Source organism: Cupriavidus agavae (assembly GCF_004217045.1).
GTDB lineage: Bacteria > Pseudomonadota > Gammaproteobacteria > Burkholderiales > Burkholderiaceae > Cupriavidus > Cupriavidus agavae.
Genome location: NZ_SGXM01000005.1, coordinates 262,893 through 287,350, shown reverse-complemented (window position 1 = coordinate 287,350; position 24,458 = coordinate 262,893). Strand labels below are relative to the sequence as shown.

General features: G+C 68.8%; 22 protein-coding genes. 15 read left to right on the top strand and 7 right to left on the bottom strand.

The annotated features are described in order from the left end of the window. Window positions 1-125: 125 nt before the first annotated feature. The 4 genes from EV147_RS18900 to EV147_RS18885 all read left to right on the top strand — a co-directional run bounded on the left by EV147_RS18900 (window position 126) and on the right by EV147_RS18885 (window position 2,835). Complete coding sequence (locus EV147_RS18900) at window positions 126-347, top strand: hypothetical protein (protein ID WP_130392767.1); 222 nt, start codon at window positions 126-128, stop codon at window positions 345-347. A gap of 90 nt (window positions 348-437) precedes the next feature. Next, the gene (locus EV147_RS18895; protein WP_130392766.1) at window positions 438-1,889 is read left to right on the top strand and encodes an MFS transporter; all 1,452 of its coding nucleotides are present in this window, start codon (window positions 438-440) and stop codon (window positions 1,887-1,889) included. A 191-nt stretch (window positions 1,890-2,080) separates the two neighbouring features. Further along, window positions 2,081-2,443 (top strand): hypothetical protein, encoded by a 363-nt coding sequence (locus EV147_RS18890; protein WP_130392765.1) that lies wholly within the window; start codon window positions 2,081-2,083, stop codon window positions 2,441-2,443. Further along, window positions 2,440-2,835 carry a PIN domain-containing protein gene (locus tag EV147_RS18885; RefSeq protein WP_130392764.1) on the top strand — a complete coding sequence of 132 codons (396 nt, stop codon included), beginning with the start codon at window positions 2,440-2,442 and terminating at the stop codon, window positions 2,833-2,835. Before EV147_RS18890 ends, EV147_RS18885 begins: the two co-directional genes overlap by 4 nt. An 8-nt stretch (window positions 2,836-2,843) precedes the next feature. Here EV147_RS18885 and EV147_RS18880 read toward each other — a convergent pair whose 3' ends face one another. After that, window positions 2,844-3,563: an SDR family NAD(P)-dependent oxidoreductase gene (locus EV147_RS18880; protein ID WP_130392763.1), complete on the bottom strand. Its 720-nt coding sequence runs from the start codon at window positions 3,561-3,563 to the stop codon at window positions 2,844-2,846. Between the two features lie 187 nt (window positions 3,564-3,750). Here EV147_RS18880 and EV147_RS18875 point away from each other — a divergent pair, with 187 nt between their 5' ends. Continuing rightward, a complete protein-coding gene (locus EV147_RS18875) occupies window positions 3,751-4,662 on the top strand; it encodes an EamA family transporter (RefSeq protein WP_235844818.1) in 912 nt (303 codons plus the stop codon). Here EV147_RS18875 and EV147_RS18870 read toward each other — a convergent pair. Continuing rightward, entirely contained in the window at window positions 4,626-5,234 is a 609-nt protein-coding gene (locus EV147_RS18870) for a GNAT family N-acetyltransferase (RefSeq protein WP_235844817.1), read from the bottom strand. The genes EV147_RS18875 and EV147_RS18870 overlap by 37 nt on opposite strands. Window positions 5,235-5,323: 89 nt before the next feature. Here EV147_RS18870 and EV147_RS18865 point away from each other — a divergent pair, with 89 nt between their 5' ends. The 8 genes from EV147_RS18865 (at window position 5,324) to EV147_RS18830 (ending at window position 16,732) form a co-directional block, all read left to right on the top strand. Continuing rightward, window positions 5,324-5,809, top strand: a complete 486-nt coding sequence (locus EV147_RS18865; RefSeq protein WP_130392761.1) for a winged helix-turn-helix transcriptional regulator — start codon at window positions 5,324-5,326, stop codon at window positions 5,807-5,809. A gap of 323 nt (window positions 5,810-6,132) precedes the next feature. Next, window positions 6,133-7,446, top strand: coding sequence for an MFS transporter (locus EV147_RS18860; protein ID WP_130392760.1), 1,314 nt, complete (start codon window positions 6,133-6,135; stop codon window positions 7,444-7,446). Window positions 7,447-7,485: 39 nt separating this feature from the next. Then, on the top strand, window positions 7,486-10,047 hold the full coding sequence (nirB, locus tag EV147_RS18855; RefSeq protein ID WP_130392759.1) for a nitrite reductase large subunit NirB: 2,562 nt from the start codon (window positions 7,486-7,488) through the stop codon (window positions 10,045-10,047). 25 nt (window positions 10,048-10,072) lie between these two features. Beyond that, window positions 10,073-10,456, top strand: a complete 384-nt coding sequence (gene nirD / locus EV147_RS18850; RefSeq protein ID WP_130392758.1) for a nitrite reductase small subunit NirD — start codon at window positions 10,073-10,075, stop codon at window positions 10,454-10,456. Between the two features lie 42 nt (window positions 10,457-10,498). Beyond that, window positions 10,499-11,758 carry an NAD(P)/FAD-dependent oxidoreductase gene (locus EV147_RS18845; protein WP_130392757.1) on the top strand — a complete coding sequence of 420 codons (1,260 nt, stop codon included), beginning with the start codon at window positions 10,499-10,501 and terminating at the stop codon, window positions 11,756-11,758. A 28-nt stretch (window positions 11,759-11,786) separates the two neighbouring features. Then, entirely contained in the window at window positions 11,787-14,534 is a 2,748-nt protein-coding gene (locus EV147_RS18840) for a nitrate reductase (protein ID WP_130392756.1), read from the top strand. Between the two features lie 113 nt (window positions 14,535-14,647). After that, window positions 14,648-15,616: a threo-3-hydroxy-L-aspartate ammonia-lyase gene (locus EV147_RS18835; protein WP_130392755.1), complete on the top strand. Its 969-nt coding sequence runs from the start codon at window positions 14,648-14,650 to the stop codon at window positions 15,614-15,616. Between the two features lie 60 nt (window positions 15,617-15,676). Continuing rightward, a complete protein-coding gene (locus EV147_RS18830; RefSeq protein WP_130392754.1) occupies window positions 15,677-16,732 on the top strand; it encodes a LacI family DNA-binding transcriptional regulator in 1,056 nt (351 codons plus the stop codon). Here the strand turns inward: EV147_RS18830 and EV147_RS18825 are convergent. The 4 genes from EV147_RS18825 to EV147_RS18810 form a co-directional block, all read right to left on the bottom strand. Further along, window positions 16,729-17,436, bottom strand: coding sequence for a sulfite exporter TauE/SafE family protein (locus EV147_RS18825; protein WP_130392792.1), 708 nt, complete (start codon window positions 17,434-17,436; stop codon window positions 16,729-16,731). The genes EV147_RS18830 and EV147_RS18825 overlap by 4 nt on opposite strands. A gap of 14 nt (window positions 17,437-17,450) precedes the next feature. Continuing rightward, entirely contained in the window at window positions 17,451-18,917 is a 1,467-nt protein-coding gene (locus EV147_RS18820; protein ID WP_130392753.1) for an amidohydrolase family protein, read from the bottom strand. Between the two features lie 4 nt (window positions 18,918-18,921). Then, window positions 18,922-20,262, bottom strand: coding sequence for a uracil-xanthine permease family protein (locus EV147_RS18815; protein ID WP_130392752.1), 1,341 nt, complete (start codon window positions 20,260-20,262; stop codon window positions 18,922-18,924). A 207-nt stretch (window positions 20,263-20,469) separates the two neighbouring features. Further along, a complete protein-coding gene (locus EV147_RS18810; protein ID WP_235844816.1) occupies window positions 20,470-21,084 on the bottom strand; it encodes a helix-turn-helix domain-containing protein in 615 nt (204 codons plus the stop codon). A 147-nt stretch (window positions 21,085-21,231) separates the two neighbouring features. Between EV147_RS18810 and EV147_RS18805 the strand changes: the two genes are divergently transcribed. Both EV147_RS18805 and EV147_RS18800 read left to right on the top strand, forming a co-directional pair. Then, window positions 21,232-22,260 carry a Bug family tripartite tricarboxylate transporter substrate binding protein gene (locus EV147_RS18805; protein WP_235844815.1) on the top strand — a complete coding sequence of 343 codons (1,029 nt, stop codon included), beginning with the start codon at window positions 21,232-21,234 and terminating at the stop codon, window positions 22,258-22,260. A 59-nt stretch (window positions 22,261-22,319) separates the two neighbouring features. Continuing rightward, on the top strand, window positions 22,320-23,111 hold the full coding sequence (locus EV147_RS18800; protein ID WP_130392750.1) for an aldolase: 792 nt from the start codon (window positions 22,320-22,322) through the stop codon (window positions 23,109-23,111). 14 nt (window positions 23,112-23,125) lie between these two features. On the opposite strand, the gene alaC is transcribed toward EV147_RS18800, so the two are convergent. Continuing rightward, window positions 23,126-24,370: an alanine transaminase gene (gene alaC, locus EV147_RS18795; RefSeq protein WP_130392749.1), complete on the bottom strand. Its 1,245-nt coding sequence runs from the start codon at window positions 24,368-24,370 to the stop codon at window positions 23,126-23,128. Between the last annotated feature and the right edge of the window lie 88 nt (window positions 24,371-24,458).

The window sequence follows — 24,458 nt, the reverse complement described above, 5'->3', positions numbered from 1 at the left end:
AGCGCGATAGTCCACAATCCCCGACGGAAGAGGCGCACCGCGGCATCGGTTCTCGCAGAGACTGCCACCCGGAAACGCTTCCCTATGTCCCCAGCAACCGCTCCCCTCTCGCCAAGGAGAACACCGTGCTGAGCCCACATGAACTTGCCACGCTGATGCTGATCGGCAACGGCCCCCAGACCCGCGACGACACCACCGCCGCCTCGCGCGAAATCGATCCCGTCGATCTCGACGCCCTCATCACCCGGGACCTCGTGGTCCTTGAAGCCGGACAGGGCAAACGTCCCTGTCCCCAGATCACCGCGAATGGCCGCACGATGCTGGCCGCGGTGGGCCGCCTGAGTTGATTTCCGCGCCCCCGGATCAGTGTTTCACTGACAGGAAAGCGCCCCGCCGCTCGCTATAGTCCCGTGGATGCGCCCCTCGCATCCACGTCCATGACACAAATCCCGCCCTCGCCGACAGGCTGGCAGTCGGACATCCCCGCGCGGCTCGACCGGCTGCCGTGGTCGGCCTGGCATTGGCGCGTGGCCATCGCACTGGGCGTGGCATGGGTGCTCGACGGGCTCGAAGTGACCCTGGTGGGCTCGGTGGGCGCCGTGCTGGAGCGCCCTGACACGCTGGCGCTCGATGCCGCGCAGGTGGGCTGGAGCGGCTCGCTCTACATCCTCGGCGCGGTGATCGGCGCGCTGGTGTTCGGCCGCATGGCCGACCGGCTCGGCCGCAAGAAGCTGTTCCTTGCCACGCTGGCGGTCTACATGGGCGCCACGCTCGCCACGGCGTTCTCACCCAACTTCGCGTTTTTCGCCGTGTGCCGCTTCGTTACCGGCCTTGGCATCGGCGGCGAGTACGCCGCCATCAACTCGGCCATCGACGAACTGATTCCCGCCCGCGTGCGCGGCCGCGTGAACCTGGCCATCAACGGCAGCTTCTGGCTGGGCGCCGCGCTGGGCGCGGGACTGAGCCTGGTGCTGCTGGATCCGCGCGTGTTCGGGCCGGTCTGGGGCTGGCGCGTCTGCTTCGGCCTGGGCGCCGTGCTGGCCGTTGCCATCGTGCTGGTCCGCCGGCATATCCCGGAAAGCCCGCGCTGGCTGACCACGCATGGCCGGCACGAGGAAGCCGGCCGCATCATCGAGGCCATCGAGGCCGAAGTCGAACGGCGGCACGGCCGCCTGCCCGCCGTGGACCCCCGTGCCGTGGTGGCCTACGCCGGCAAACCCATTCCGGCGCTGGGCGACATCATGCGGTTGCTGATCCGCCGCTACCGCTCGCGCAGTGTGGTCACGCTGGCGCTGATGGTGGCCCAGGCGTTCTTCTATAACGCCATCTTCTTCACCTACGCGCTGGTGCTGACGCGTTTCTACGCCGTGCCCGACGAGCGGGTGGCGCTCTATATCTTCCCGTTCGCGCTCGGCAACGCGCTCGGGCCGTTCCTGCTGGGCCCGCTGTTCGACCGTATCGGGCGGCGCAGGATGATTGCCTTGACCTATGTGCTGTCCGGTATCGGCCTGGCGGCCACGGGCTGGGCGTTCGTGGAAGGCTGGCTCGATGCGCGCTCGCAGGCGCTGTGCTGGTCGGCGGTGTTCTTCCTGGCGTCGGCGGCGGCAAGCTCGGCCTACCTGACCGCCAGCGAGGTCTTTCCCCTTGAAATGCGCGCCCTGGCCATCTCGCTGTTCTATGCGGTGGGCACCGGCACCGGCGGCTTCATCGCCCCGGTGCTGTTCGGCATGCTGATCGAAACCGGCAGCCGGGGCGCCGTGGCGGTGGGCTACGGAATCGGCGCCACGCTGGTGATCGTGGCGGGGCTGATGGCGCTGCGGTTCGGGGTGGATGCGGAACGGCGGTCACTGGAGGACATCGCGCCCCCGCTGGGCGCCGAGCGCGACTGAGGCGACGCCGGGGCTGCCCGCGCCTCAACGTTTGTCCCAACGCAAGCCGGCCAGCCCTCCGGGCCGCATTTTGAGAACTGTCCCATATCGTTTCGCGTTGCACGGCTCAAGAATGGTTGCACCGGACACCACTGGCGTGTCCGGCCTGACAACCAACCGAGGGCCACACGATGATGCACGATGCCACAGCAGTGCCGGCAACCCCTGCCGCCCCGGCGGAAGCCAATCCCCTGCTCCGCCCAACTTCAGCCTCCGCCCTTGCGGCCGGATCCCGCCGCTCGATCCTCGATCTCGAAGGCTGCCTGGGCCGGCGCGAGCCGCCGTCCACGGTCGAGATCGACGCGGCCGTGGCCGATCTCCACGAGGCCGACGCCGGGATCGACCCCATGCTCGACGTGCGCCTGCCTTCCCTGCGGCCTGGCCAGCGGTGCTCGGTCATGGACCTCGCCGGCTGTCTCGCACACCGCGCCGAAGGGCCGGCGCCAACGCTGGAGGAACTTGACGACGCCATCGGCAGCGCCGTCAACCAGCGCTACGTGAGGAGCTTCGCATGATCGGACTGGACTCCAACATCGTGCTCCGCTTCCTGGCGCGCGACGATCCGCGCCAGACCGTCCGCGCAACGGCGATCATGAAGTCGCTCTCCACGAGCCTGCGCGGCTTCATCCCGGTCGCGGTGCTGCTGGAGGTGGTCTGGACCATGCGGCGCCAGTATGGCTCGGACCGGGCCAGTATCGCGCGGATCGTCGACTACCTGATCGGCTGCGAGGAACTGGTCGTGGAGTCATCCGACGTCGTGAAATCGGCGCTGTACCTGTACCGCCAGAAGCGCGGCGACTTTCCGGACTGCCTGATCATGCGCGCCTGCGAGGCGGCCGGATGCTCCCAGACGCTGACGTTCGACCGGCGCGCCGCCGAGGGCAATGGCATGCGGCTGGTGAGCTGACGCCGCGCTCAGCTCAGCCCGTCGAGCACGAGGTGCTGGCCATGCATCGCCTCCGCCCCCTCCGACGCGAGGAACGCCACGGCGCGCGCCGCCGCGCCCGTGGACACCCAGCGCGCGGGGTCGGCGCTCGCCATCGCCTGCCGGTTGGCGGGCGTATCGAGGATGCTCGGCGCGATGCTGTTGACGTTGATGCCCGAACCGCGCACCTCGTGGGACAGGCTTTCGACCAGGCGCTGGAGGGCGCTCTTGGACGCCGTGTAGGCGCCCATCGTCGCCGCGCCGCTGCTGGCCGCGCGCGCCGTGACGGCCACGACCTTGCCATGCTGCCGGAACTTCATGGCCGGGATGAAGTGGCCGGTCACGGCCACGAACGACCAGGCGTTGAGATCCATCATGCGGGTCCACGACTCGCGGCTCAGGGCGTGGGTGGGCTCGCCCATCTCGAAGCCGCCCGCCACGTGCACGAGCACGTCGACCGAGCCGAAAGCGTCGAGGATCGCGGCCGCCACCGGCGCCATGGCCGTATCGGACGTGACATCGGCCGCGTGCAGCAGCGTGCCGCCGTGCTCGGGTTCGGGGTGGGCGAACACGCTCTGGAGGTGCTGCAGGCTGCGGTCGACCAGGGCGAGCCGGGCCCCTTCGGCGGCAAACCGGCTGGCGATGGCCCGGCCGAGGGCGCCGGCCGCTCCGGTAATGACGACATGACGACGGGCAGCACTGGCTTCCATGGCGATCTCCGGGGTTGGGGTCTCTCAACGATAGTGCGTCGCGCCCGTCCCGGCAAAAAGTGGCGCCGGCGGCAACTGTACAGTGGCGCGAGACCCAATCTGTGTATGGTTGGCCGCGCCGGCCTGGTGCAAGATGCCGCACTGCCCGGCTCCGGGCGCCCTGCATCCCCTCGTCCCAGGACAACAAGTGCCGCTTTCCCGCTTCAAACAGAGCGATACGCTGCTGGCCGTGCTGGCGCTGACCGCCTCGATGGCGTCGCTCTGCATCGGAACCTCGTTCGCCAAGAGCCTGTTCGGGGCCGTTGGCGCCCAAGGCACCGTGGCCATGCGCGTCACGTTCGCCGCGCTGATCCTGATCGCCGTCTGGCGACCATGGCGCTTTCCGCTGTCGGGCGCCCATGCCCGGGCGATCATGCTCTATGGCGCCGCGCTGGGCGCCACGAACCTGCTGTTCTATATGTCGCTGCGTACGATCCCGCTGGGTCTGGCCATTGCAATCGAGTTCACGGGACCGCTGGCGGTGGCCGTGCTGTCGTCGCGCCGCGCCATCGATTTCGTCTGGATCGCCTGCGCGGTGACGGGGCTGGCGCTGCTGCTCCCGCTCGGCGAGGCCTCGACGCACCTGGACCCCGTGGGCATCGGCTTTGCGCTGGCCGCAGGCGTGGGCTGGGCCCTCTACATCATCTTCGGGCAGATGGCCGGCAACGCCCACGGTGGCCAGGCGACGTCGCTGGGCATGACCATGGCCGCCGTGGTGGCCGTGCCGTTCGGCGTGGCGCACGCTGGCAGCGAACTGTTCAGCCCGGCGCTGCTGCTGTCCGGACTGGCCGTGGGCCTGATGTCGAGCGCGATTCCCTACTCGCTCGAAATGGTGGCGCTGAAGCGGCTGCCGCGCCGGACGTTCGGCATCCTGCTGAGCATGGAGCCGGCCATGGGCGCGTTGGCAGGGCTGGCGTTCCTGCACGAGCAACTGACGCCGGTGCAGTGGGTCGCCATCGGGGCCATCATCACGGCCTCGATCGGCTGCACCGTCACGGCACGCGGCAAGCGGCCGGTCGAGGATCAGCTGGCGGCGAACCAGTCGGCCGGCAGCCACTGAGCGGTGGCCGCCCGGGTTGGCTGCGCGCCGAGGGTCAGATTGACCTCGTGCAGGTAGCTGTCCTCGGGGTTGCGCCGGGCGGAGAAGCCGCAATCGCGCATGATCGCCAGCATCCGGCGGTTCTCGCTCAGCACATCGCCGCGCATCGCGGGCAGATTGCGGGACCGTGCGATCTGCTGGAGCCGCTGGATCAGCCGGCGTCCCAGCCCCTTGCCTTGCCAGCCATCGGCAACGACCACGGCCAGTTCGGCCACGCCCTCGGCATTCACCACATATTCGGCATTGGCGACGATGGCTTCCGAGCCATCCGGCGCCGGAGACGTCACGACCACGGCCACATCACGGCCCGGGCACCGCCCGATAAAGCCGTCGATGACCGCATCGGCCACAGGCCCGCCAGTCAGATAGCGGTAATAGCGGCTTTCACGCGACAACGTATCGATGAACGACCGCAGCCGGGGACGATCGGTATGGCGGACGGCCCGCAACGTGACGCGCTCGCCATTCTTTACCAACCAGGACTCTTCTGTATTGGGCATCCCCGTGAATGCCGCCGTCGCCGTTCCGCTCATCGCCTACCCCTGACTACGTTTAACATAGCCAGAAGCATAGTCGAAACCCTGACTTTTGCAAATGAAGTTAGAGGTGCTATGCTGAAGTCATGGACACGCCACCTGTCGCCCCCGCCCTCACCCCTGCCCAGTTCGACCAATGCTCGATCGCTGGCACCTTGGCTCTTATTGGCGAAAAGTGGACGATACTTATCTTAAGGGACGTGTTTTCGGGTATCAGGCGCTTTGACGATTTCCTGACCCGCCTGCAGTGCTCCCCGGCCGTGCTCTCCGCCCGCCTGAAGACCCTCACCGAAGCCGGGCTGCTACGCAAGGTCGGCTACCGCGAACCGGGCGAGCGGGAGCGCTTCGCCTATCACCCTACGCGCTCGGCCGTCGAACTGCTCCCGGTCATCGTTGGCCTGATGCAGTGGGGCGATGCGCATCTGGCGCCGTGTGGCCAAGGGCCCGCTGAGGTCCGCTCCACCGTCAGCGGCCTCAAGGTGCGCGCGGCGCTGGTCGACGAGCATGACGACCCGGTGCAGCCATCCGAGATGCGGTTGATCTCGCTGCTGTCCCCCAACGCCGCTGACTGAGCGGCCACGCACGCACCGCCTCCAATCATTGCACTGCACCATAGCCGTGCAGCCGCCCAACTCTGGCGCCGCACCACAACGCTCATAAGAGCCTTATAGATAACTTATAAGGCCGTTTTCGCCGCATCAGGTACCGGGGACTCCACCTCGCACGCCTGGCACACCGCTTGCGATACAGATCGCGGGCAGGTCAACGGCGACCTTCCCACCCCCACATGAAAACGGCGGCTATGCCATGAAAGCCGACCGTCCGGACAACGGCGTCCCCCGAACTGGCCTGTCAGCCAGATTCGCGGGACGCCATTTGTTTTTGGAGCACGAGCATGAACGGCAAGGCCACCCGGATCGAACTGCTGAGTTTCAGCACGCCGCAGATGCGCGCTTTCCACCTGACCTGGATGGCGTTCTTTGTCTGCTTCTTCGCTTGGTTTGCCTGTGCGCCGCTGATGCCGGTGCTCAAGGGCGAATTCGGCCTGACGCCGGGCCAGATCGCCAATATCAATATCGCCGCCGTGGCCGTCACCATCATCGTGCGGCTGATCATCGGCCCGATGTGCGACCGCTTCGGCCCGCGCAAGACCTATACCGGCCTGCTGGCGATTGGCGCCATCCCGGTGATTGGCGTCGCGTTTGCCCAGAACTACGAGACCTTCCTGTTCTTCCGGCTGCTGATCGGCGCGGTGGGCGCGAGCTTCGTGATCACGCAGTACCACACGTCGGTGATGTTCGCGCCGAACGTGGTGGGCACCGCCAACGCCGCCTCGGCCGGCTGGGGCAACGCCGGTGGCGGCGCCGCGCAGGGCCTGATGCCGCTGCTGCTGGCCGCCGTGCTGTTCCTGGGCGTGGACCATGCGATGGGCTGGCGCGTGGCGCTGATCGTGCCCGGCGTGCTGATGCTGGTGATGGCCTTCATTTACTGGCGCTTCACGCAGGATTGCCCCGAAGGCAATTACGCCGACCTGCGCGCACGCGGCATCGTCATTTCGGGTGGCAAGGGCGGCGGCGGCTGGGCCAGCTTCCGCGCGGCCTGCACCAACTACCGCGTCTGGATGCTGTTCATCACCTACGGCGCCTGCTTCGGCGTGGAAATCTTCATCCACAACGTGGCCGCCACGTTCTATGTGGACCGTTTCGGCCTGTCGCTGTCGGCGGCCGGCATGGCGGCGGCGAGCTTCGGCCTGCTGGCGCTGTTTGCCCGGGCGCTGGGCGGTTATGTGTCCGACCGCTTCGCCCGCCGTCGTGGCCTCGATGCGCGCTCGATCGTGCTGTTCGTCTTCATCCTCGGCGAGGGCCTGGGCCTGCTGGCCTTTGCCCACGCCTCGGGCGTGGCCACCGCCGTGGCGGCGATGCTCGTCTTCGGCCTGTTCACCCACATGGCCTGCGGCGCCACCTACGCACTGGTGCCGTTCATCGACCGCAAGGCGCTGGGCGGCGTGGCCGGGATCATCGGCGCGGGCGGCAACGTGGGTGCCGTGGCCGCGGGCTTCCTGATGAAGGGCCTGGGCGACCTGCAGCAGACGCTGACCTGGCTCGGCGTGGCCGCCACGCTGGCCGCCGTCTGCGCCATCGCCGTGCGCTTCAGCGCCGAGCACAAGGCGCAGGAACAGGCGCTGTACGAAAGCGCGCTGGCCAACTGAACGACAACGCAAAAACAATCCCCGGACAAGGAAAGCACCATGAAGATCATCATCGTCGGGCACGGCATGGTCGGCCACAAGTTCCTGGAATGCCTGGCCGATGCCGGCGCGCAGGACCTCGAAGTGACCGTGCTCTGCGAGGAGCCGCGTCCCGCCTACGATCGCGTCCACCTGTCCGAGTTCTTCGCCGGCAAGTCGGCCGATGACCTGTCGCTGGTGCCCGAAGGCTTCTTCGCGCAGCACAACAACATGCTGCTGCGCCTGAACGCCAGGGCCACCGCCATCGACACCGCTGCCCGCTCGGTTACCACGTCCACCGGCGAAACCCTCGCCTACGACAAGCTCGTGCTGGCCACCGGCTCGTACCCGTTCGTGCCGCCGCTGCCGGGCAAGGACCGCAAGGACACCTTCGTCTACCGCACCATCGAGGATCTGGAGGCGATGCTCGAATGCGGCCGGCGTGCGAAGTCCGGCGTGGTGATCGGCGGCGGCCTGCTGGGCCTGGAATGCGCCAAGGCCCTGCGCGACATGGACCTGGAAACCCACGTGGTGGAGTTCGCCCCGCGCCTGATGGCCGTGCAGGTGGACGATGGCGGCGGCCGCATGCTGCGCCAGAAGATCGAGGAACTGGGCGTCAAGGCCCACACGGGCAAGAACACCGTGGAGATCGTCGATGGCGTGGACGGCACGCACCGCATGAACTTCACCGATGGTTCGCACCTGGACACGGACATGATCGTGTTCTCGGCCGGCATCCGTCCGCGCGACGAACTGGCGCGCGAGAGCGGCCTGGCGGTGGGCCCGCGCGGCGGCATCGTGATCGACAACAACTGCCTGACCTCCGACCCCCACGTCTACGCCATCGGCGAGTGCGCGCTGTGGGACGGCAAGATCTACGGCCTGGTGGCCCCGGGCTACGACATGGCCCGCGTGGCCGCGCGCCACCTGCGCGGCGAGGCAGCCGAGTTCGGCGGCGCCGACATGAGCACCAAGCTCAAGCTGATGGGCGTTGACGTGGCCAGCATTGGCGACCCGCACGGCAACGTGCCGGGCAGCCGTTCGTACCAGTTCACCGACGAGCGCAAGCAGGTCTACAAGAAGCTCGTGGTGTCCGACTGCGGCAAGTTCCTGCTCGGCGGGGTGCTGGTGGGCGATGCCGCCGAGTACGGCACGCTGCTGCAGATGATGCTGAACCGCATCGAGCTGCCCGAATCGCCCGAATTCCTGATCCTGCCCGCATCCGATGGCCAGGCCAGGCCGGCGCTGGGCGCCGACGCACTGCCGGACACCGCCCAGATCTGCTCGTGCAACAACGTCAGCAAGGGCCAGATCTGCGCCGCCGTGACCGATGGCGCCACCAGCATCGGCGCGCTGAAGACCTGCACCAAGGCCGGCACGGCCTGCGGCGGCTGCGTGCCGCTGGTCACGCAGATCATGAAGGCCGAGATGAAGAAGCAGGGCATGGCCGTCAACAACCATGTCTGCGAACACTTCCCGTACTCGCGCCAGGAGCTGTACCACCTGGTGCGCGTGGGCAAGTTCAAGTCGTTCGACGACCTGCTGGCCGCGCACGGCAAGGGCCTGGGCTGCGATATCTGCAAGCCCACGGTCGGCAACATCCTGGCCTCGTGCTGGAACGACTTCGTGCTCAAGGAGGAACACGCCAGCCTGCAGGATTCGAACGACTACTTCCTGGCCAACATCCAGAAGGACGGCACGTATTCGGTGGTGCCGCGCATGCCGGGCGGCGAGGTCACCCCCGACGGCCTGATCGCCGTGGGCCAGGTGGCCAAGAAGTACGGCCTGTACACCAAGATCACCGGCGGCGCCCGCGTGGACATGTTCGGTGCCCGCCTGGAGGAACTGCCGCTGATCTGGGAAGAACTGGTGGCCGCCGGATTCGAGTCGGGGCACGCGTACGGCAAGTCGCTGCGCACGGTGAAGTCGTGCGTCGGCTCCACGTGGTGCCGCTATGGCGTGGATGACTCGGTGGGGCTGGCCATCGAGGTCGAGAACCGCTACAAGGGCCTGCGCGCGCCGCACAAGATCAAGTTCGGCGTTTCGGGCTGCACGCGCGAATGTGCCGAGGCGCAGGGCAAGGACGTGGGCATCATCGCCACGGAAAAGGGCTGGAACCTCTACGTCTGCGGCAACGGCGGCATGAAGCCGCGCCACGCCGAACTGCTGGCCGGCGACCTGGACCGCGAGACGCTGATCCGCTACGTGGACCGCTTCCTGATGTTCTACGTGCGCACCGCCGACCGCCTGCAGCGCACCAGCACCTGGCGCGACAACCTCGAAGGCGGCCTGGAATACCTGAAATCCGTGGTCATCGACGACAAGCTCGGCATCGGCGCCGAACTGGAGAGCGAGATGCAGCACGTGGTGAACACGTACGAGGACGAGTGGAAGAAGGCCATCACCGACCCGGAAACCCGCAAGCGCTTCCGCCACTTCGTCAACAGCGACCTGCGCGACGACAACCTCGTCTTCCTCGAGGAGCGCGGCCAGATCCGCCCGGCCACGCCCGAGGAACGGAACTTGCAGCGCTCCCGCCTGCACCACATCCCGGTGGTTGCCGTGCCCGCGAAAGCAGCCTGATACGCGTCAATTTGAGGAGAACGTGATGAATCAAGCCCACCATCCCGAAACCTGGACGGCCATCTGCACCTTGCGCGATATCGTGCCCAATACTGGTGTGTGCGCGCTGATTGGCAGGCAACAGGTGGCGGTGTTCCGCATCGGACGCGGCGAGGACGTCTACGCGATCGCCAATTTCGATCCGAACTCCCAGGCCAACGTGCTCTCGCGGGGGCTGGTCGGCAGCCTGGGCGACCGCCTCGTGGTGGCCTCGCCGATCTACAAGCATCACTTCGACCTGCGCACCGGCGAGTGCCTGGAGGCGCCGGAGCACTCGATCGACGCGTACCGGGCCCGGGTCTACGACGGCAAGGTGTGGATCGCCACGGTCGCGGTGGCGCGCGAGACCGAGGAAGAGATGGCTGCCTGAAACCCGGGCCGCCTGAATGGGCGGCCCAACCTGGATCCCCCCATGACGCCCCCCTCGCAGTCTCCCGCCATCTCCGCCCCGGCCGCCCGCCCCCGGCTGGTCGTCGTCGGCAACGGCATGGCCGGCATGCGCACCGTGGAGGAACTGCTGAAGCTGGCGCCGGACCTCTACGACATCACGGTCTTCGGCGCCGAGCCGCACGGCAACTACAACCGCATCCTGCTGTCGCCGGTGCTGGCGGGCGAGAAGACCGTCGACGACATCATGCTCAACTCGCGCGACTGGTACGCGCAGCACGGCATCGAGCTGCTGGCTGGCGACCCCGTCGTGGCCATCGACCGCCCGCGCCGCGTCGTGCGCTCGGCTTCGGGCCGGGAGGTCCGCTACGACCGCCTGCTGCTGGCCACCGGCTCCAGGCCGTTCATCCTGCCCGTGCCCGGCCACACGCTCGATGGCGTGATTGCCTTCCGCGACATCCAGGACGTGGAGACCATGCTGCACGCCGCGCGCAACCATCGCCACGCGGTGGTCATCGGCGGCGGCCTGCTGGGGCTGGAAGCCGCCAACGGGCTGATGCGCCAGGGCATGGACGTGACCGTGGTCCACCTGGCCGACACCCTGATGGAGCGCCAGCTCGACAAGCCTGCCGCCGAATTGCTCAAGGGCGCGCTCGAACGCAAGGGCCTGCGCTTCCTGCTCAACGCGCAGACCGCCGGCATCCTGGGCGATGAACGCGTGACCGGCGTGCTGTTCAGGGACGGCACGCGGATTCCGGCAGATCTGGTGGTGATGACCGCCGGCGTGCGCCCGAACATCGAACTGGCCGCCGGCGCCGGGCTGCACTGCGAGCGCGCCATCGTCGTGGACGACACGCTGCAGACCTTCGACCCGCGCATCTATGCCGTGGGCGAGTGCGTGCAGCACCGCCAGGCCACCTTCGGCCTGGTGGCGCCGATCTGGGATCAGGCGCGCGTCTGCGCCGCCCATCTGGCCGGCGCGGGGCACCGCCGCTACGTGCAGCAGGCCACCGCCACCAAGCTCAAGGTCACGGGCGTTGACCTGTACTCGGCCGGCGATTTCATCGGCGCCGAAGGCAGCGAGGACCTCGTGCTGCGCGATGCGCGCCGGGGCGTCTACAAGCGGCTGGTGATCCAGGACGGCCGCCTCGTGGGCGCCGTGCTCTACGGCGACGTCAAGGACGGCCCGTGGTACTTCGACCTGATCCAGAGCGGCAAGTCCGTGGCCGCGCTGCGCCAGCGGCTGCTGTTCGGGCAGGCCCAGTGCGAGGCGCTGGCCGCCTGAAACGTCCCGCCAACACAGAGACTGATTCGTGAACCTGTCCGATATCGCGGTGGTCGCCACCACCCCCACCAGGACCGTATCCACCACGTGCCCGTACTGCGGCGTGGGATGCGGCGTGCGCGCCACCGTGCGTGCCGACGGCCAGGTTGAAGTCCAGGGCGACGCCGATCATGCGTCGAACTCCGGCCGCCTGTGCGTGAAGGGCTCCGCCCTTGGCGATACCCTCGGCCTCGACGGCCGGCTGCTTTACCCCCAGCTCCGCGCGGCCGATGGCACGCTGCACCGAACCAGCTGGGACGACGCGCTGCACCGCGTCGCCAGCGGCTTTGCCGACGTGATCGCCCGGCACGGCCCCGACGCCGTGGCGCTGTACGTCTCCGGCCAGATCCTGACCGAGGACTACTACGTCGCCAACAAGCTCATGAAGGGCTTTATCGGCTCGGCCAACATCGACACCAATTCGCGGCTCTGCATGTCGTCGGCCGTGGCCGGCCACAAGCGCGCGTTTGGCGAGGACCTCGTGCCGTGCAGCTACGAAGACCTCGAATCGGCCGACCTCGTCGTGCTGGTGGGCTCGAACACCGCGTGGTGCCACCCGATCCTGTTCCAGCGCCTGACGCGCGCCAAGGAAGCCCGGCCCGAGATGAAGATCGTGGCCATCGACCCGCGCCGCACCGCCACGTGCGAACTGGCAGACCTGCACCTGCCGCTGCGAGCCGGCACCGACGTGCGGCTGTTCAACGGCCTGCTGTCCTACCTGTCCCGCCACGGCCACGCCGACCGGGCGTTTGTCGAGGCCCACACCAGCGGACTCGATGACGCGCTGGCCGCCGCCCGGGCCGACGACACCGAGATCGCCGCCCTCGCCCGCGCCTGCAAGCTCGACGCGCAGGATCTGGAGCAGTTCTTCGCGCTGTTCGCCGGCACGGAAAAGGTCGTCACCGCGTTCTCGATGGGCGTGAACCAGTCTTCGTCGGGCACCGACAAGGTCAACGCCATCGTCAACTGCCACCTGCTGACCGGGCGCATCGGCCGCCCGGGCATGGGGCCGTTCTCGCTGACCGGGCAGCCCAACGCCATGGGCGGCCGCGAGGTGGGCGGGCTGGCGAACATGCTGGCCGCCCACATGGAGCTGGCCAACCCGGTCCATCGCGCGATCGTGCAGGATTTCTGGCAGTCTCCCCGGATGGCCGACCGGCCCGGGCTCAAGGCCGTGGACCTGTTCCAGGCCATCGAGGCGGGCACGGTCAAGGCGGTCTGGGTGATCGGCACCAACCCCGTGGTCAGCCTGCCCGACGCCGACCAGGCCCGCCGCGCGCTGGCAAGGTGCGAACTGGTGGTGGCCTCGGACATCGTCACCCGCACCGATACCAACGACGCGGCCCACGTGCTGCTGCCCGCGCTGGGCTGGGGCGAGAAGGACGGCACGGTGACCAACTCCGAGCGCCGCATCTCGCGCCAGCGGGCCTTCCTGCCTGCCCCCGGCGAGGCACGCGCGGACTGGGACATCCTCTGCGACGTGGCCCGCCGCATGGGCTTTGCCGGCTTCGACTACGCCGGCCAGCATGAAATCTTCGACGAGCACGCACGCCTGAGCGCGTTTCGCAATCGCGCCGGTCCCGATGCCGACGACCGCGATGCACCCCGCATGTTCGATATCGGCGGCCTTACCGGTCTTGGCCGCCAAGCCTACGACGAACTCGTGCCCGTGCAATGGCCGCTGCGCGCCGCCACGGCGCCCGGCACGCCGCGCCTGTTCGGCGACGGGCGCTTTGCGTTCGGGGACGGACGTGCGCGCTTCGTGGCCACGGCGGCCCGCGCACCGGTCCACGCCGCCGACGACGACTTTCCACTGATCCTGAACACGGGCCGCGTGCGCGACCAGTGGCACACGATGACGCGCACCGGCCGCGCCGCGCGGCTGGCCGACCATCTGCCCGAGCCGTTCGTCGACATGCACCCGCAGGACGCCCTGCTGTGCGGCGTGGGCGAAGGCAAGCTGGCGCGCGTGACCAGCCGCTGGGGCGCCATGGTGGCGCGCGTGCGCTTTGGCGGCGGCATTCCGCGCGGCAGCGTGTTCGTGCCGATCCACTGGAACGACCAGTTCAGCTCCGACGCCCGCGTCGGCGCCGTGGTCAATCCGGCCGTCGACCCGGTCTCCGGCGAGCCCGAGTTCAAGCACACCCCGGTGCGCGTGGACGAATTCCGCGTGTCGTGGCACGGCTTCGCGCTGAGCCGCAACGCCCTGCCCGCCGACGCGCTGACGTACTGGACGCGCATCCAGGGCCAGCAGTTCCACCGCTACGAGTTTGCCGGCCGCGACGTGGTGGCCGACCGCACCGCCTGGGCGCGCGACCTGCTCGGCGTGCAGGACCCGGACGCCGACTGGCTCGAATACGAAGACCGCACCGCCGGCGTCTACCACGCCGGCTACGTGGTCGACGACCGGATCGCGGCCTGCGTCTACGTCTGCACGCGCGCCGAGTTGCCCTCGCGCGCCTGGCTCTCGCAGTTGTTCGGCCAGGAGCGTCTGGAAGACGCCGACCGCATCGGCCTGCTGCTGGGCCAGCCGCTGGAGAAGACCGCCGACGCCGGCCCCACCATCTGCTCGTGCTTCGGCGTGGGCCGCAACACGATCTGCGACGCCGTGCGCCAGCACGACCTCAAGACGCCGGCCGAGATCACCGCCTGCGTCAAGGCGGGCGGCAACTGCGGCTCCTGCGTGCCGGAGCTGCGCAAGCTGCTGGTGGAGATCCGCGTGGCCGAGGCGGCCTGAGGGCGCTTCCCGGCCTGTCCTGTTCCGGTCCGTCTGTATCTTGACAAGCGCGGGGCCGGCGCTAAAGCTATGGGCCTTGCGCGTGCCCCTGCGCGCCCCCTCCCGGAACCGCCATGACCACCCTGATCCTGCCCACCTATGCCGATGTCGAGGCCGCCGCCGGCCGCATCGCCGGCTACGCCAACCGCACGCCGGTCAACACCTCGCGCACGCTGAACGACCTGCTCGGCGCCGAAGTCTTCTTCAAGTGCGAGAACTTCCAGCGCATGGGCGCCTTCAAGTTCCGGGGGGCGTTCAACGCGCTGTCCCGCTTCACGCCCGAACAGCGCCGGGGCGGCGTGGTGGCGTTCTCGTCGGGCAACCACGCGCAGGGCATCGCGCTGTCGGCGCGGCTGCTCGGCATGCCGGCCACCATCGTGATGCCGCATGACGCGCCCGCCGCCAAGGTGGCCGCCACGAAGGGCTATGGCGCCACCGTGGTCAGCTATGACCGCTACAAGGAAGACCGCGAAGCCATCGGCCGCCGGCTGGCCGAAGAGCACGGCATGACGCTGATCCCGCCGTTCGACCACCCCGACGTGCTGACGGGCCAGGGCACGGCGGCCAAGGAGCTGTTCGAGGAAACCGGCCCGCTGGACGCGCTGTTCACGCCGCTGGGCGGCGGCGGCCTGCTCTCGGGCACTGCGCTGTCCACGCGCGCGCTGGCACCGGCCTGCAAGCTGTACGGCGTGGAACCGGAGGCCGGCAACGACGGCCAGCAGTCGTTCCGCAGCGGGTCGATCGTCAGGATCGACACGCCCAAGACCATCGCCGATGGCGCGCAGACCCCGGCGCTGGGCCATTACACCTTCGGCATCATCAAGCGCGATGTCACTGACATCCTGACCGCGACCGACGCCGAACTCGTGGAGGCCATGCGCTTCTTCGCCGAGCGGATGAAGATGATCGTGGAGCCGACCGGCTGCCTGGGGCTGGCCGCCGTGCTGCAGCAGAAGCAGGCGCTGAAGGGCAAGCGCGTGGGGGTGATCATCAGCGGGGGCAACGTCGACATCGCGCGGTTCAGCGAGCTGCTGGCGGCCTGAGCCCGGCGCGGCCGGGGCGCGCCGGTCCTGTATCCTTGCCGGACTGCTCCCGATCCTGGCATGACAGACTCCCCTTCCCACCGCTCGCCCGAATCCACCGGCAAGCCGCGCCGCGTCACCATCCATGACGTGGCGCGCGCGGCCGGCGTGTCGCTGACCACGGTCTCGCACGCGCTCAACGACCGCGGGGTGGTCGATCCGGAAACGCGCGCGCGCGTCAAGCGGATTGCCGGCGAACTGGGCTACCGCGCCAGCGTGCGCGCCCGGCGGCTGCAGTCGGGGCGGGCCAACTGCATCGCGCTGCTGTCCTCGATGCCCTTCGCGGTGGCCGGCGGCACCTCGCGGCTCGGCTTCATGATGGAGGTCGCGGCCATCGCCGCCGAGTCCGCCATGGCGCGCGGTCTCGGCGTCGTGCTTGTGCCGCCGCTCGAAGGGGCCGGCGGGCTGCTCGAATCGCTCGACATCGACGGGGCCATCGTCATCGAACCGGTGGCCGGCGACCCGAACATTGCACGGCTGCGCGGCCGGGACGTCAGCATCGTGTCGATTGGCCGCGAGCCGCTCACGGACACGCCCGAGCCCTATGTCGACCTGCAATCGGCACACACCGCGAATCTGCTGCTGGAACACCTCCACGACCAGGGCTGCCGGCAGATCGGGCTGATGATCGGCGACGGCGCGCGGCAGTCCTATCTGGAAATGGAGCGCGTCTACCGCGCATTCACGGCCTCGCGCGGCCTGCCCTGCCATCTGGTCAAGGCCCCGGAGGCGCTGGGCGAGGCGGCCGGTGCCGACGCCTGCGCGCAACTGCTGGAACAACTGCCCGCTCTGGACGGCCTGTGCGCGCCAGTGGACGCCTTCGCCGTGGGCGCCATGCACCACCTGCGCGCCGTGGGAAAAAGCGTGCCGGGGCAAGTCCTGGTGGTCACGCGCTACGACGGCATCCGCGCCCGCGCCGCCCAGCCGCCGCTGACGGCCGTCAACCTGCATCTCGAAGCGGTGGCCGCGCTGGCGGTGGAACTGCTGTTCGCGCACATCTCGGGCGAGTCCGGCCAGCGCAGCGTCATCGGGCCGTCGCCCGAACTGGTGCCGCGCGCGTCTTCGCTGCGTAACTAGCTGCGCAGCAGCACCACCGCGCCGGACACCAGCGCGAACACGAGCACGCCCATCCGCAGCATCCGCTGGTTGATGCGCCGGTGCACCAGGTGGCTGGCAACCATCCCCGCCGCCAGCACGGGCAGCAACCCCAGCGCGTAGAGCACCTGCGTCGTGCCGAGGCGGTCTCCCAGCGCCAGCACCACCAGCGAAATCACTTCGCCGAACAGGAAGCACAGCGCCACCGTTGCCCGCAGCGTCGCCACGGGCGCGTGCTGGTAGGCCAGCGCCAGCGGCGGGCCGCCCACGCCGGTAGCCGTCTCGGTAACGCCGGTGATCAGGCCGGTCGACGCGAAAGTCAGCCGTCCGGGCGTGAACGCGGGTGCGGCCAGCGACACCACGGCGGCGGCAATGGTACTGCCGCCCACCAGCATGTTGAGCCAGGCCATCGGCATGGCCACCAGCACCCACAGGCCGCCGAACGTGCCGGCAACGCGTCCGGCGCTGATCCACCCGGCCCCGCGCACGTCGATGGCATGGCGCTCGCGCCAGGCCACATAGGCGTTCAGCGGCAGCATCGCCAGCAGCAGCGCGCCGGGCAGCATGGCCGGCGCGGCCAGCGCCAGCACCGGCACCACGATCAGCGCGAAGCCCATGCCCGTGGTGCCCTGCACCAGCGCGCCCGTGAACACGGCCACGCAGACGCTGAAGCCGGTCAGATCCATCGCCATCGCCATCGTCATGCCCGCGCCCCCGTCCCGGCCCGAGCGTGCCGGGCACGGTGCAGGTCCGCCGCCTCGTGCAGCTTGCGGATCGGCGCGCCGGCAATGGTGTCGTCGGCCATGGCGCGGATGTCGCGCAGCAGCGCGCGGGCGTCCCAATCCACGGGCCAGCCGTCCCACAAGCGCAACTGGCCGTCCACCACCACGGCGCGGATCTGGTCGCGGTTGGCCAGGCGCACCAGCTCCCAGGTCAGGTCCCAGGACGGGGCCAGCTCCGGCACGTCGAGATCGACGAGCAGGAAGTCTGCCCGCTTGCCCTGCGCGATCTCGCCCGTCAGCGCGCCCAGCCCGGCCACAGCGGCGGCGCCGTGGGTGGCCATGTCCACCCACCGCCAGCCCGCCCCGCAGGACGAATCGCCCACGCCAATGCCGAACGCGAAGCGCTGCGCGGCCTCGGCGTAGTCCAGCAGGCGGAAGCCATCGCTGCGGGTGCCGTCCGTGCCGAGCCCCAGCCGCACGCCGAACGTGGCCATGGTCTCGGCCGGCGCCACGGCGTTGCCTTTCCACGCGCTGGCCACCGGGTTGTAGGCTACCGCCGTCCCGGTATCGGCCAGCAGCCGGATCTCGCGCGGCGTCACCAGCGTGGCGTGGGCCAGCAGCGCGGCCGGCCCCAGCGCGCCGATCGCGGCCAGATGCTCGATGGGACGCGCACCGCAGACATTGAGCGACCGCTCCACCGCCACCAGATGCTCGTTGGCATGGGTCTGGAAGACCCGCCCCGCTTCCGCGCACATGCGGTAGACGTGCTGCAGCATGGCGTCGCTGGCCACCTCGGGAATCGAGATCGCGAGCGACGGCGTGACGAGCCGGTTTGTCTCGTACTGGCCCAGGTGCGCGGCGGCGCGCCGCAGGATCGGGCCGGCATCGAGCGTGTCGGCACCGGGCCGGTCATTGCAGATCAGGCCCAGCACGCAGCGGATGCCGGCATCGGACACGGCCCGCGCGATTGCGTCGAGTCCTGCGTCGCTGCGCGTGCCGGCGTCGACCACCGTGGTGAAGCCGCCGCGCAGCGCTTCGAGCGCCGCCAGCTTCGACGACAGGTACAGGTGCTCCGCCTTCAGGCTGCCTTCGAGCGGCACCCAGATGCGCCGGAAGATCTCCGAGGGCTCGCCGAACACCAGCGACTTGCCGAAAGACTGGGTCAGGTGATGGTGGGTGTCGATCATGCCCGGCATCAGCAGCGTGCGCGGCAGCGGGCGCGTCTGCAGCGCCGGGTAGCGTGCCTCGATGTCCGCGACGCGGCCCACGGCCGTGAAGCAGCCATCCTCGACGACCACGGCGTGGCCGCGCACCGCACCCTGGCGCAGCAGCAGCCACTCGGGCGCAAGGATGTGGGGCGCCGCCAGGTCGCCGGGCCGGAGCGGTGCGGAAGACGACGGAGTCTCGCCCGGCCATGCCGGGTGGGATCGGAAGGATTGGGTCATGGTGTCAGTGCGTGGCGGAGGCCGCCCCGGCTTGCGCCGCGGCGCGCCGGGCGCCGGTATGGAAGAAGAGGAAGTTCAGCAGCGCGGCCGTGATGGCGCCCATCGCCACGCCGTTGCCGAGCAGGATGCGCAGGTTGCCCGGCAGCGCCTCGTAGATGCCCGGCACCAGGATCGGCAGCAGGCCCACAGCCAGCGCCACGGCCACCACGTACATGTTGGCGTGGTCGCGCAGGTCCACGCGGCGCAGCATGTCGATACCCATGGTGCCGACGATGCAGAACACCACCAGGCCCGTGCCGCCCACCACCGCTTCGGGAATCGCGCTGATCAGGGCCGATACCGGCACCAGCAGCCCGCAGGCCACCAGGATGGCGCCGGACACCGCCGTGACGAAGCGGGACCGCACGCCGGTGGCGCGCACGATGCCGATGTTCTCGCCGCTGGTGATGATCAGCGACGTGCCGAACATGCCGCCCAGCAGCGAGGTCAGCGCATCGGCCCGGATCGTGCGCGGCACGTCGCGCTGCTGGTCGACGGGACGGCCCACGGCATCGCTGATCGCCAGCGTCTGGCCGGTGGCCTCCACCATCGAGATCACCGCGAACACCATCAGCGGCACGGCGGCCACCACATCGAAGCGCGGCCATCCGAACGGGAACGGCGTAGGCAGGGCCAGCAGCGGCGCCCCTGCCAGTTGCCCCACATGGAACGCCCCCAGGGCCACCGCGCAAAGCGCCCCGCCCACCAGCCCCAGCAGGATGGCAAGCTGTGCCAGCATGCCCGACAGCAGGCGCGAGGCCGCCACGGTGCAGGCGAGCGTGACGAAGGCCAGCAGCAGGTTGAGCGGCGCCACGGCATCGCCGGCGGCCGGATGGCCGGCAACCAGCCGGCCGGACACCTGCGCCAGGTTGATCGCCACGAGCAGCAGCATCGTGCCCACCACCACTGGCGGGAAGTACCGCAGGCAGCGCCGGAACACCGGCAGCACGAGGAAATAGAACGCGCCGGTCAGCAGCACGGCGCCCGCGGCGGTCTGCACATCGGTCTGCTGGGCGATCAGGATGAACAGCACGATGGGCGCCCCGCCCGGCAGCATCACGAACGGCAGCCGCGCGCCAAAGCCGTTCCGGCCGAGCGACTGCAACAACGTGCCCAGGCCACACACGACAAACGTCGCGCTGAGCAACCCGATGGACAGCGCCGTCGGCAAGCCAAGCGCCTTGCTCATCAGGAACACGGCCGCGATCGGCGATGCGGCCATCACCAGCACGTGCTGCAGGCCAAACATGAACAACTGGCGCCATGGCAGGCGCTCGTCCACGGGGGCGGGAATGGGGTGTGACATGGGTCTCTCTCCTGTCTTGTCGATCGGTCGTCGTGCCGGTGACCGTGGGCAAATTCGCCGCGTCTGTGCGCAGTTAGCCTCTATTTGTCGTCTTCGTACTTAACCAAAACGTTTTGGTTAATGTAAGCGATGAATCCGGGAACTGCCAAGGAGAATTTTGGAAAGCGATGGAACACCACCCCGGCGCAGCGGCCGGGGCCGGCGCGGTCAGTCGCGCTTGCGGTCGCTGACCACCACCAGTGCCTGGGCCTGGACACGGCCGGTGGAGCGCGAGCGGTGCGGAATCGCGGCGTTGAAATACAGCGAATCGCCGGCCTGCATCGGCACGGTGCGGTCGTCGAAGACGACTTCCATCGCGCCGGAGATCACGAAAATCAGCTCCTCGCCCGCATGGCTGGCCATGGGCTGGTCTTCGGCAAGCGTGAACGGCGGCAGCATGATGAACGGCTGCATCGCCTTGTCCGGGCGGGCGGTGGCGATGGCTTCGTAGGTGTAGCCCTGGCGCTCCGTGGAGGGGCTGAAGGGAACCCGGTCGGCGGCCTTCACCAGCAGGATTTCATTGCTGCGCGGTGCGCGGGCAATCAACTGGTCGACCGTCACGCCGAGCGCATCGGCCAGTTTCAGCACCGTGCCGATGGTAGGCGACGACAACCCCCGCTCCAGCTTCGACAGGTAGCTTTTGGTCAGCGAGGCGCGCTGGGCCAACTCTTCGAGCGTCAGGCCATTGAGCTTGCGCAGTTCGGCCAGCCGCGCCGCGATACCTGACGGCTCCGCGTTCGGGGCGGAAGGTTGCTTCTCTTTCATCCGGTGGGAGGGGTTCATGCGCATGCCCCTGCACACGCTGGCCCGCCATTGTAAGGGGGCGCACGGAATCCAGACAACATCGGTTGCATGCGTGACACGTTGGTGTCATGCTAGACACACTGGTTTCCAGCAGTGCTCTTCCATCCGCCCCCAAGGAGAAAGCAAGTGCGTCGCCCCCGCCCCCTTCATTCCGCTCGTTCCGCCAGTTCCGCCCGCCCGCAGCGCGCCAGGCTCCGCGCCTGCGTTGCGCTACCCATTGCCCTGTGTGCCGCGCTGCCGCTCGCGGCCCACGCGGGGCCCTATCCCGACAAGCCGATCACGCTGGTGGTGCCATTCGGCGCCGGCGGCATTACCGATCTCGTGGCGCGCGCCACGGGCAAGGCGCTGGCCGAGCAGCTCGGCCAGTCAGTCGTGGTGGAGAATCGGCCCGGCGCGGGCGGCAATATCGCGGCCGATTTCGTGCGGCGCGCCCGCCCGGACGGCTACACGCTGATGTTTGCCACCGTGGGCGTTCTGGCCGTCAATCCGCATACCGAGGTCAAGGTCAATTTCGACAGCGCCAGGGACTTCACCTACGTCTCGCTGGTGGGCTCCACGCCGCATCTGCTGGTGGTCAATGCCGACCTGCCCGCCGCCAACCTGCCCGACCTGATCCGGCTGGCCAGGGCGAAGCCCGACAGCATCAGTGTCGGCACCGCCGGCGTGGGCAGTTCGCCCTACCAGGGCATGCGCGTGCTGCAGGACGTGGCCAAACTCGAATTCCTGCACGTGCCGTTCAAGAGCGGAGCGGAGTCCGTGACCAATGTCGTCTCCGGCCAGGTCAACATGACGTTCGAGGCCACGCCGCAGGTGATGCCGTTCGTCACGTCGGGCAAGCTGCGCGCGCTGGCGGTAGCCAACCCGCGCCGGCTCTCCACCGCGCCACAGGTGCCTTCCACCGCCGAACTCGGCTTCCCCTCGCTGGTATCGGGGTCCGTGGCCGGCCTGATCGGTCCGGCCGGGCTGGACCCGGCCGTGGTCAGCAAGCTCAACGCCGCCGTGGCCACGGCCGTGGCCAATCCCAGGTTCCGCGATACCCTGGTGGCCCAGGGCACCGAACCCATGGCGTCGTCGCCCGAGCAGTTCCGCAAGATGATCGGCGAAGAGAATCGCCGCTGGTCCGTGCTGCTCGGTGCGGACACCAAGGCCCGCTAGGCGGCGCCGGCGATTTCCTCCGATACCATTCCCCTCCAGCACTTCCCAAGGACACATACATGGCCGATACCATGCAACTGAGCAAGGACGAGATCGTCGCCGCCTCGCTCCGGAAAATGCAGACCGAACTGAGCGCGGCAAGAATGCCGTTGCGCGAAGCCGTGGCGGAAACCTGCCGCATCCTGTTCGCCTTCGGGCACGATTCCGGCCTCGCGGGCCAGATCACGGCGCGCGCCGAGGCGCCGGGCACCTACTACACGCAGCGGCTGGGCCTCGGATTCGACGAAATCACGGCAGACAACCTGCTGGTGGTCAACGAAGATCTGGAAGTGCTCGACGGCAGCGGCATGCCCAACCCCGCCAACCGCTTCCACTCGTGGCTGTACCGCGCGCGGCCGGACCTCAACTGCATCGTCCACTCGCATCCGCCACACGCCTCGGCGCTGGCCATGCTCGAAGTGCCGCTGGAAATCTCGCACATGGACGCCTGTGTGCTCTACGGCCAGACGGCATTCCTGGAAAAATGGCCCGGCATCCCGGTCGGCAATGAGGAAGGCGAGATCATCTCGGCCGCGCTGGGCGACAAGAAGGCCATCCTGCTGTCGCACCACGGCCTGCTGGTGGCCGGGGCCTCCGTGGAGGAAGCCTGCGTGCTGGGCGTGATGTTCGAGCGCGCCGCGCGCCTGCAGTTGCTGGCGATGGCGGCCGGCGAGATCAAGCCGATCCCGCCCGAACTGGGCCGCGAGGCGCAGCGGTGGACCAGCACCCAGAAACGGTTCGAGGCCACCTTCGCCTACTACTCGCGCCGCGCGCGGCGCGAGTCGCTGCTCGATCCGGCAACGGTCGGCTGACGGTCGGCGCCGGCTCAGGCCGGCTGGCCGCCGGCGGCGCCCTCGGCCGCCGCCGGCCTGACCAGCCCGTCCGCCCGGAACATGGCCTTGATCCCGCGCACGGCCTGGCGGATGCGGGACTCGTTCTCGATCAGCGCAAAGCGCACGTATTCGTCGCCATAGTCGCCAAACCCGATGCCGGGCGAGACCGACACCTTCGCCTTGGCCAGCAACTGCTTGGCAAATTCCAGCGAGCCCTGCGCACGGTACGGCTCCGGAATCCGCGCCCAGATGTACATCGACGCCTTCGGGATATCCACCTGCCAGCCGGCCTCGATCAGTCCGCGCGCCAGCACGTCGCGGCGCGACTGGTACTGGGCGGCAATCTCCTTCACGCACGACTGGTCGCCTTCCAGCGCGGCAATGGCGGCCACCTGCACCGGCGTAAATGTGCCGTAGTCGTGATACGACTTGATCCGCGTCAAGGCGGCAACCAGGTCAGGGTTGCCCACCATGAATCCAATGCGCCAGCCCGCCATGTTGTAGCTTTTCGACAACGTGAAGAACTCCACGGCGATGTCCTTGGCGCCGGGCACCTGCATGATCGACGGCGCCTGCCAGCCGTCGAACACGATGTCGGCATAGGCCAGGTCGTGCACCACGAAGATGTCGTGCTTGCGCGCCAGCGCGATCACCCGCTCGAAGAAATCCAGTTCCACGCACTGCGCCGTGGGGTTCGACGGGAAGCCCAGCACGATCATCTTGGGCTTCGGATAGCTGCCCCGGATGGCGCTTTCCAGCTCGGCGAAGAAGTCGATGCCCGGCGCCAGCGGTACCGAGCGGATATCGGCACCGGCGATCACGGCCCCGTAGATATGGATCGGATAGCTCGGGTCCGGCACCAGCACGGTATCGCCACGGTCCAGCGTGGCCAGCATCAGGTGGGCCAGCCCCTCCTTGGAGCCGATCGTGACGATCGCTTCCTTGTCCGGATCGATCTCCACGTCATAGCGCTCGCGGTACCAGTGCGAAATGGCCCGGCGCAGGCGCGGAATCCCCTTCGAGGTCGAGTAGCCATGGGTATCGGGCCGCTGCGCCGCATCGACGAGCTTGGCCACGATATGGGGCGGCGTGGCCCCGTCGGGGTTGCCCATGCTCATGTCGATGATGTCCTCGCCACGGCGGCGGGCGGCCATCTTGAGCTCGGCGGTGATGTTGAAAACGTACGGGGGAAGGCGATCGATGCGCGCAAAGCGGCGCTTGCCGGAATCGGCGGTCATGGAGAATCCTCTACGTAAGCGCCCGGAACCGTCCGAGCGACGTCGTGGCCGACTGTCTTCGGCCACTGGGAATCGATCATAGCCAGCC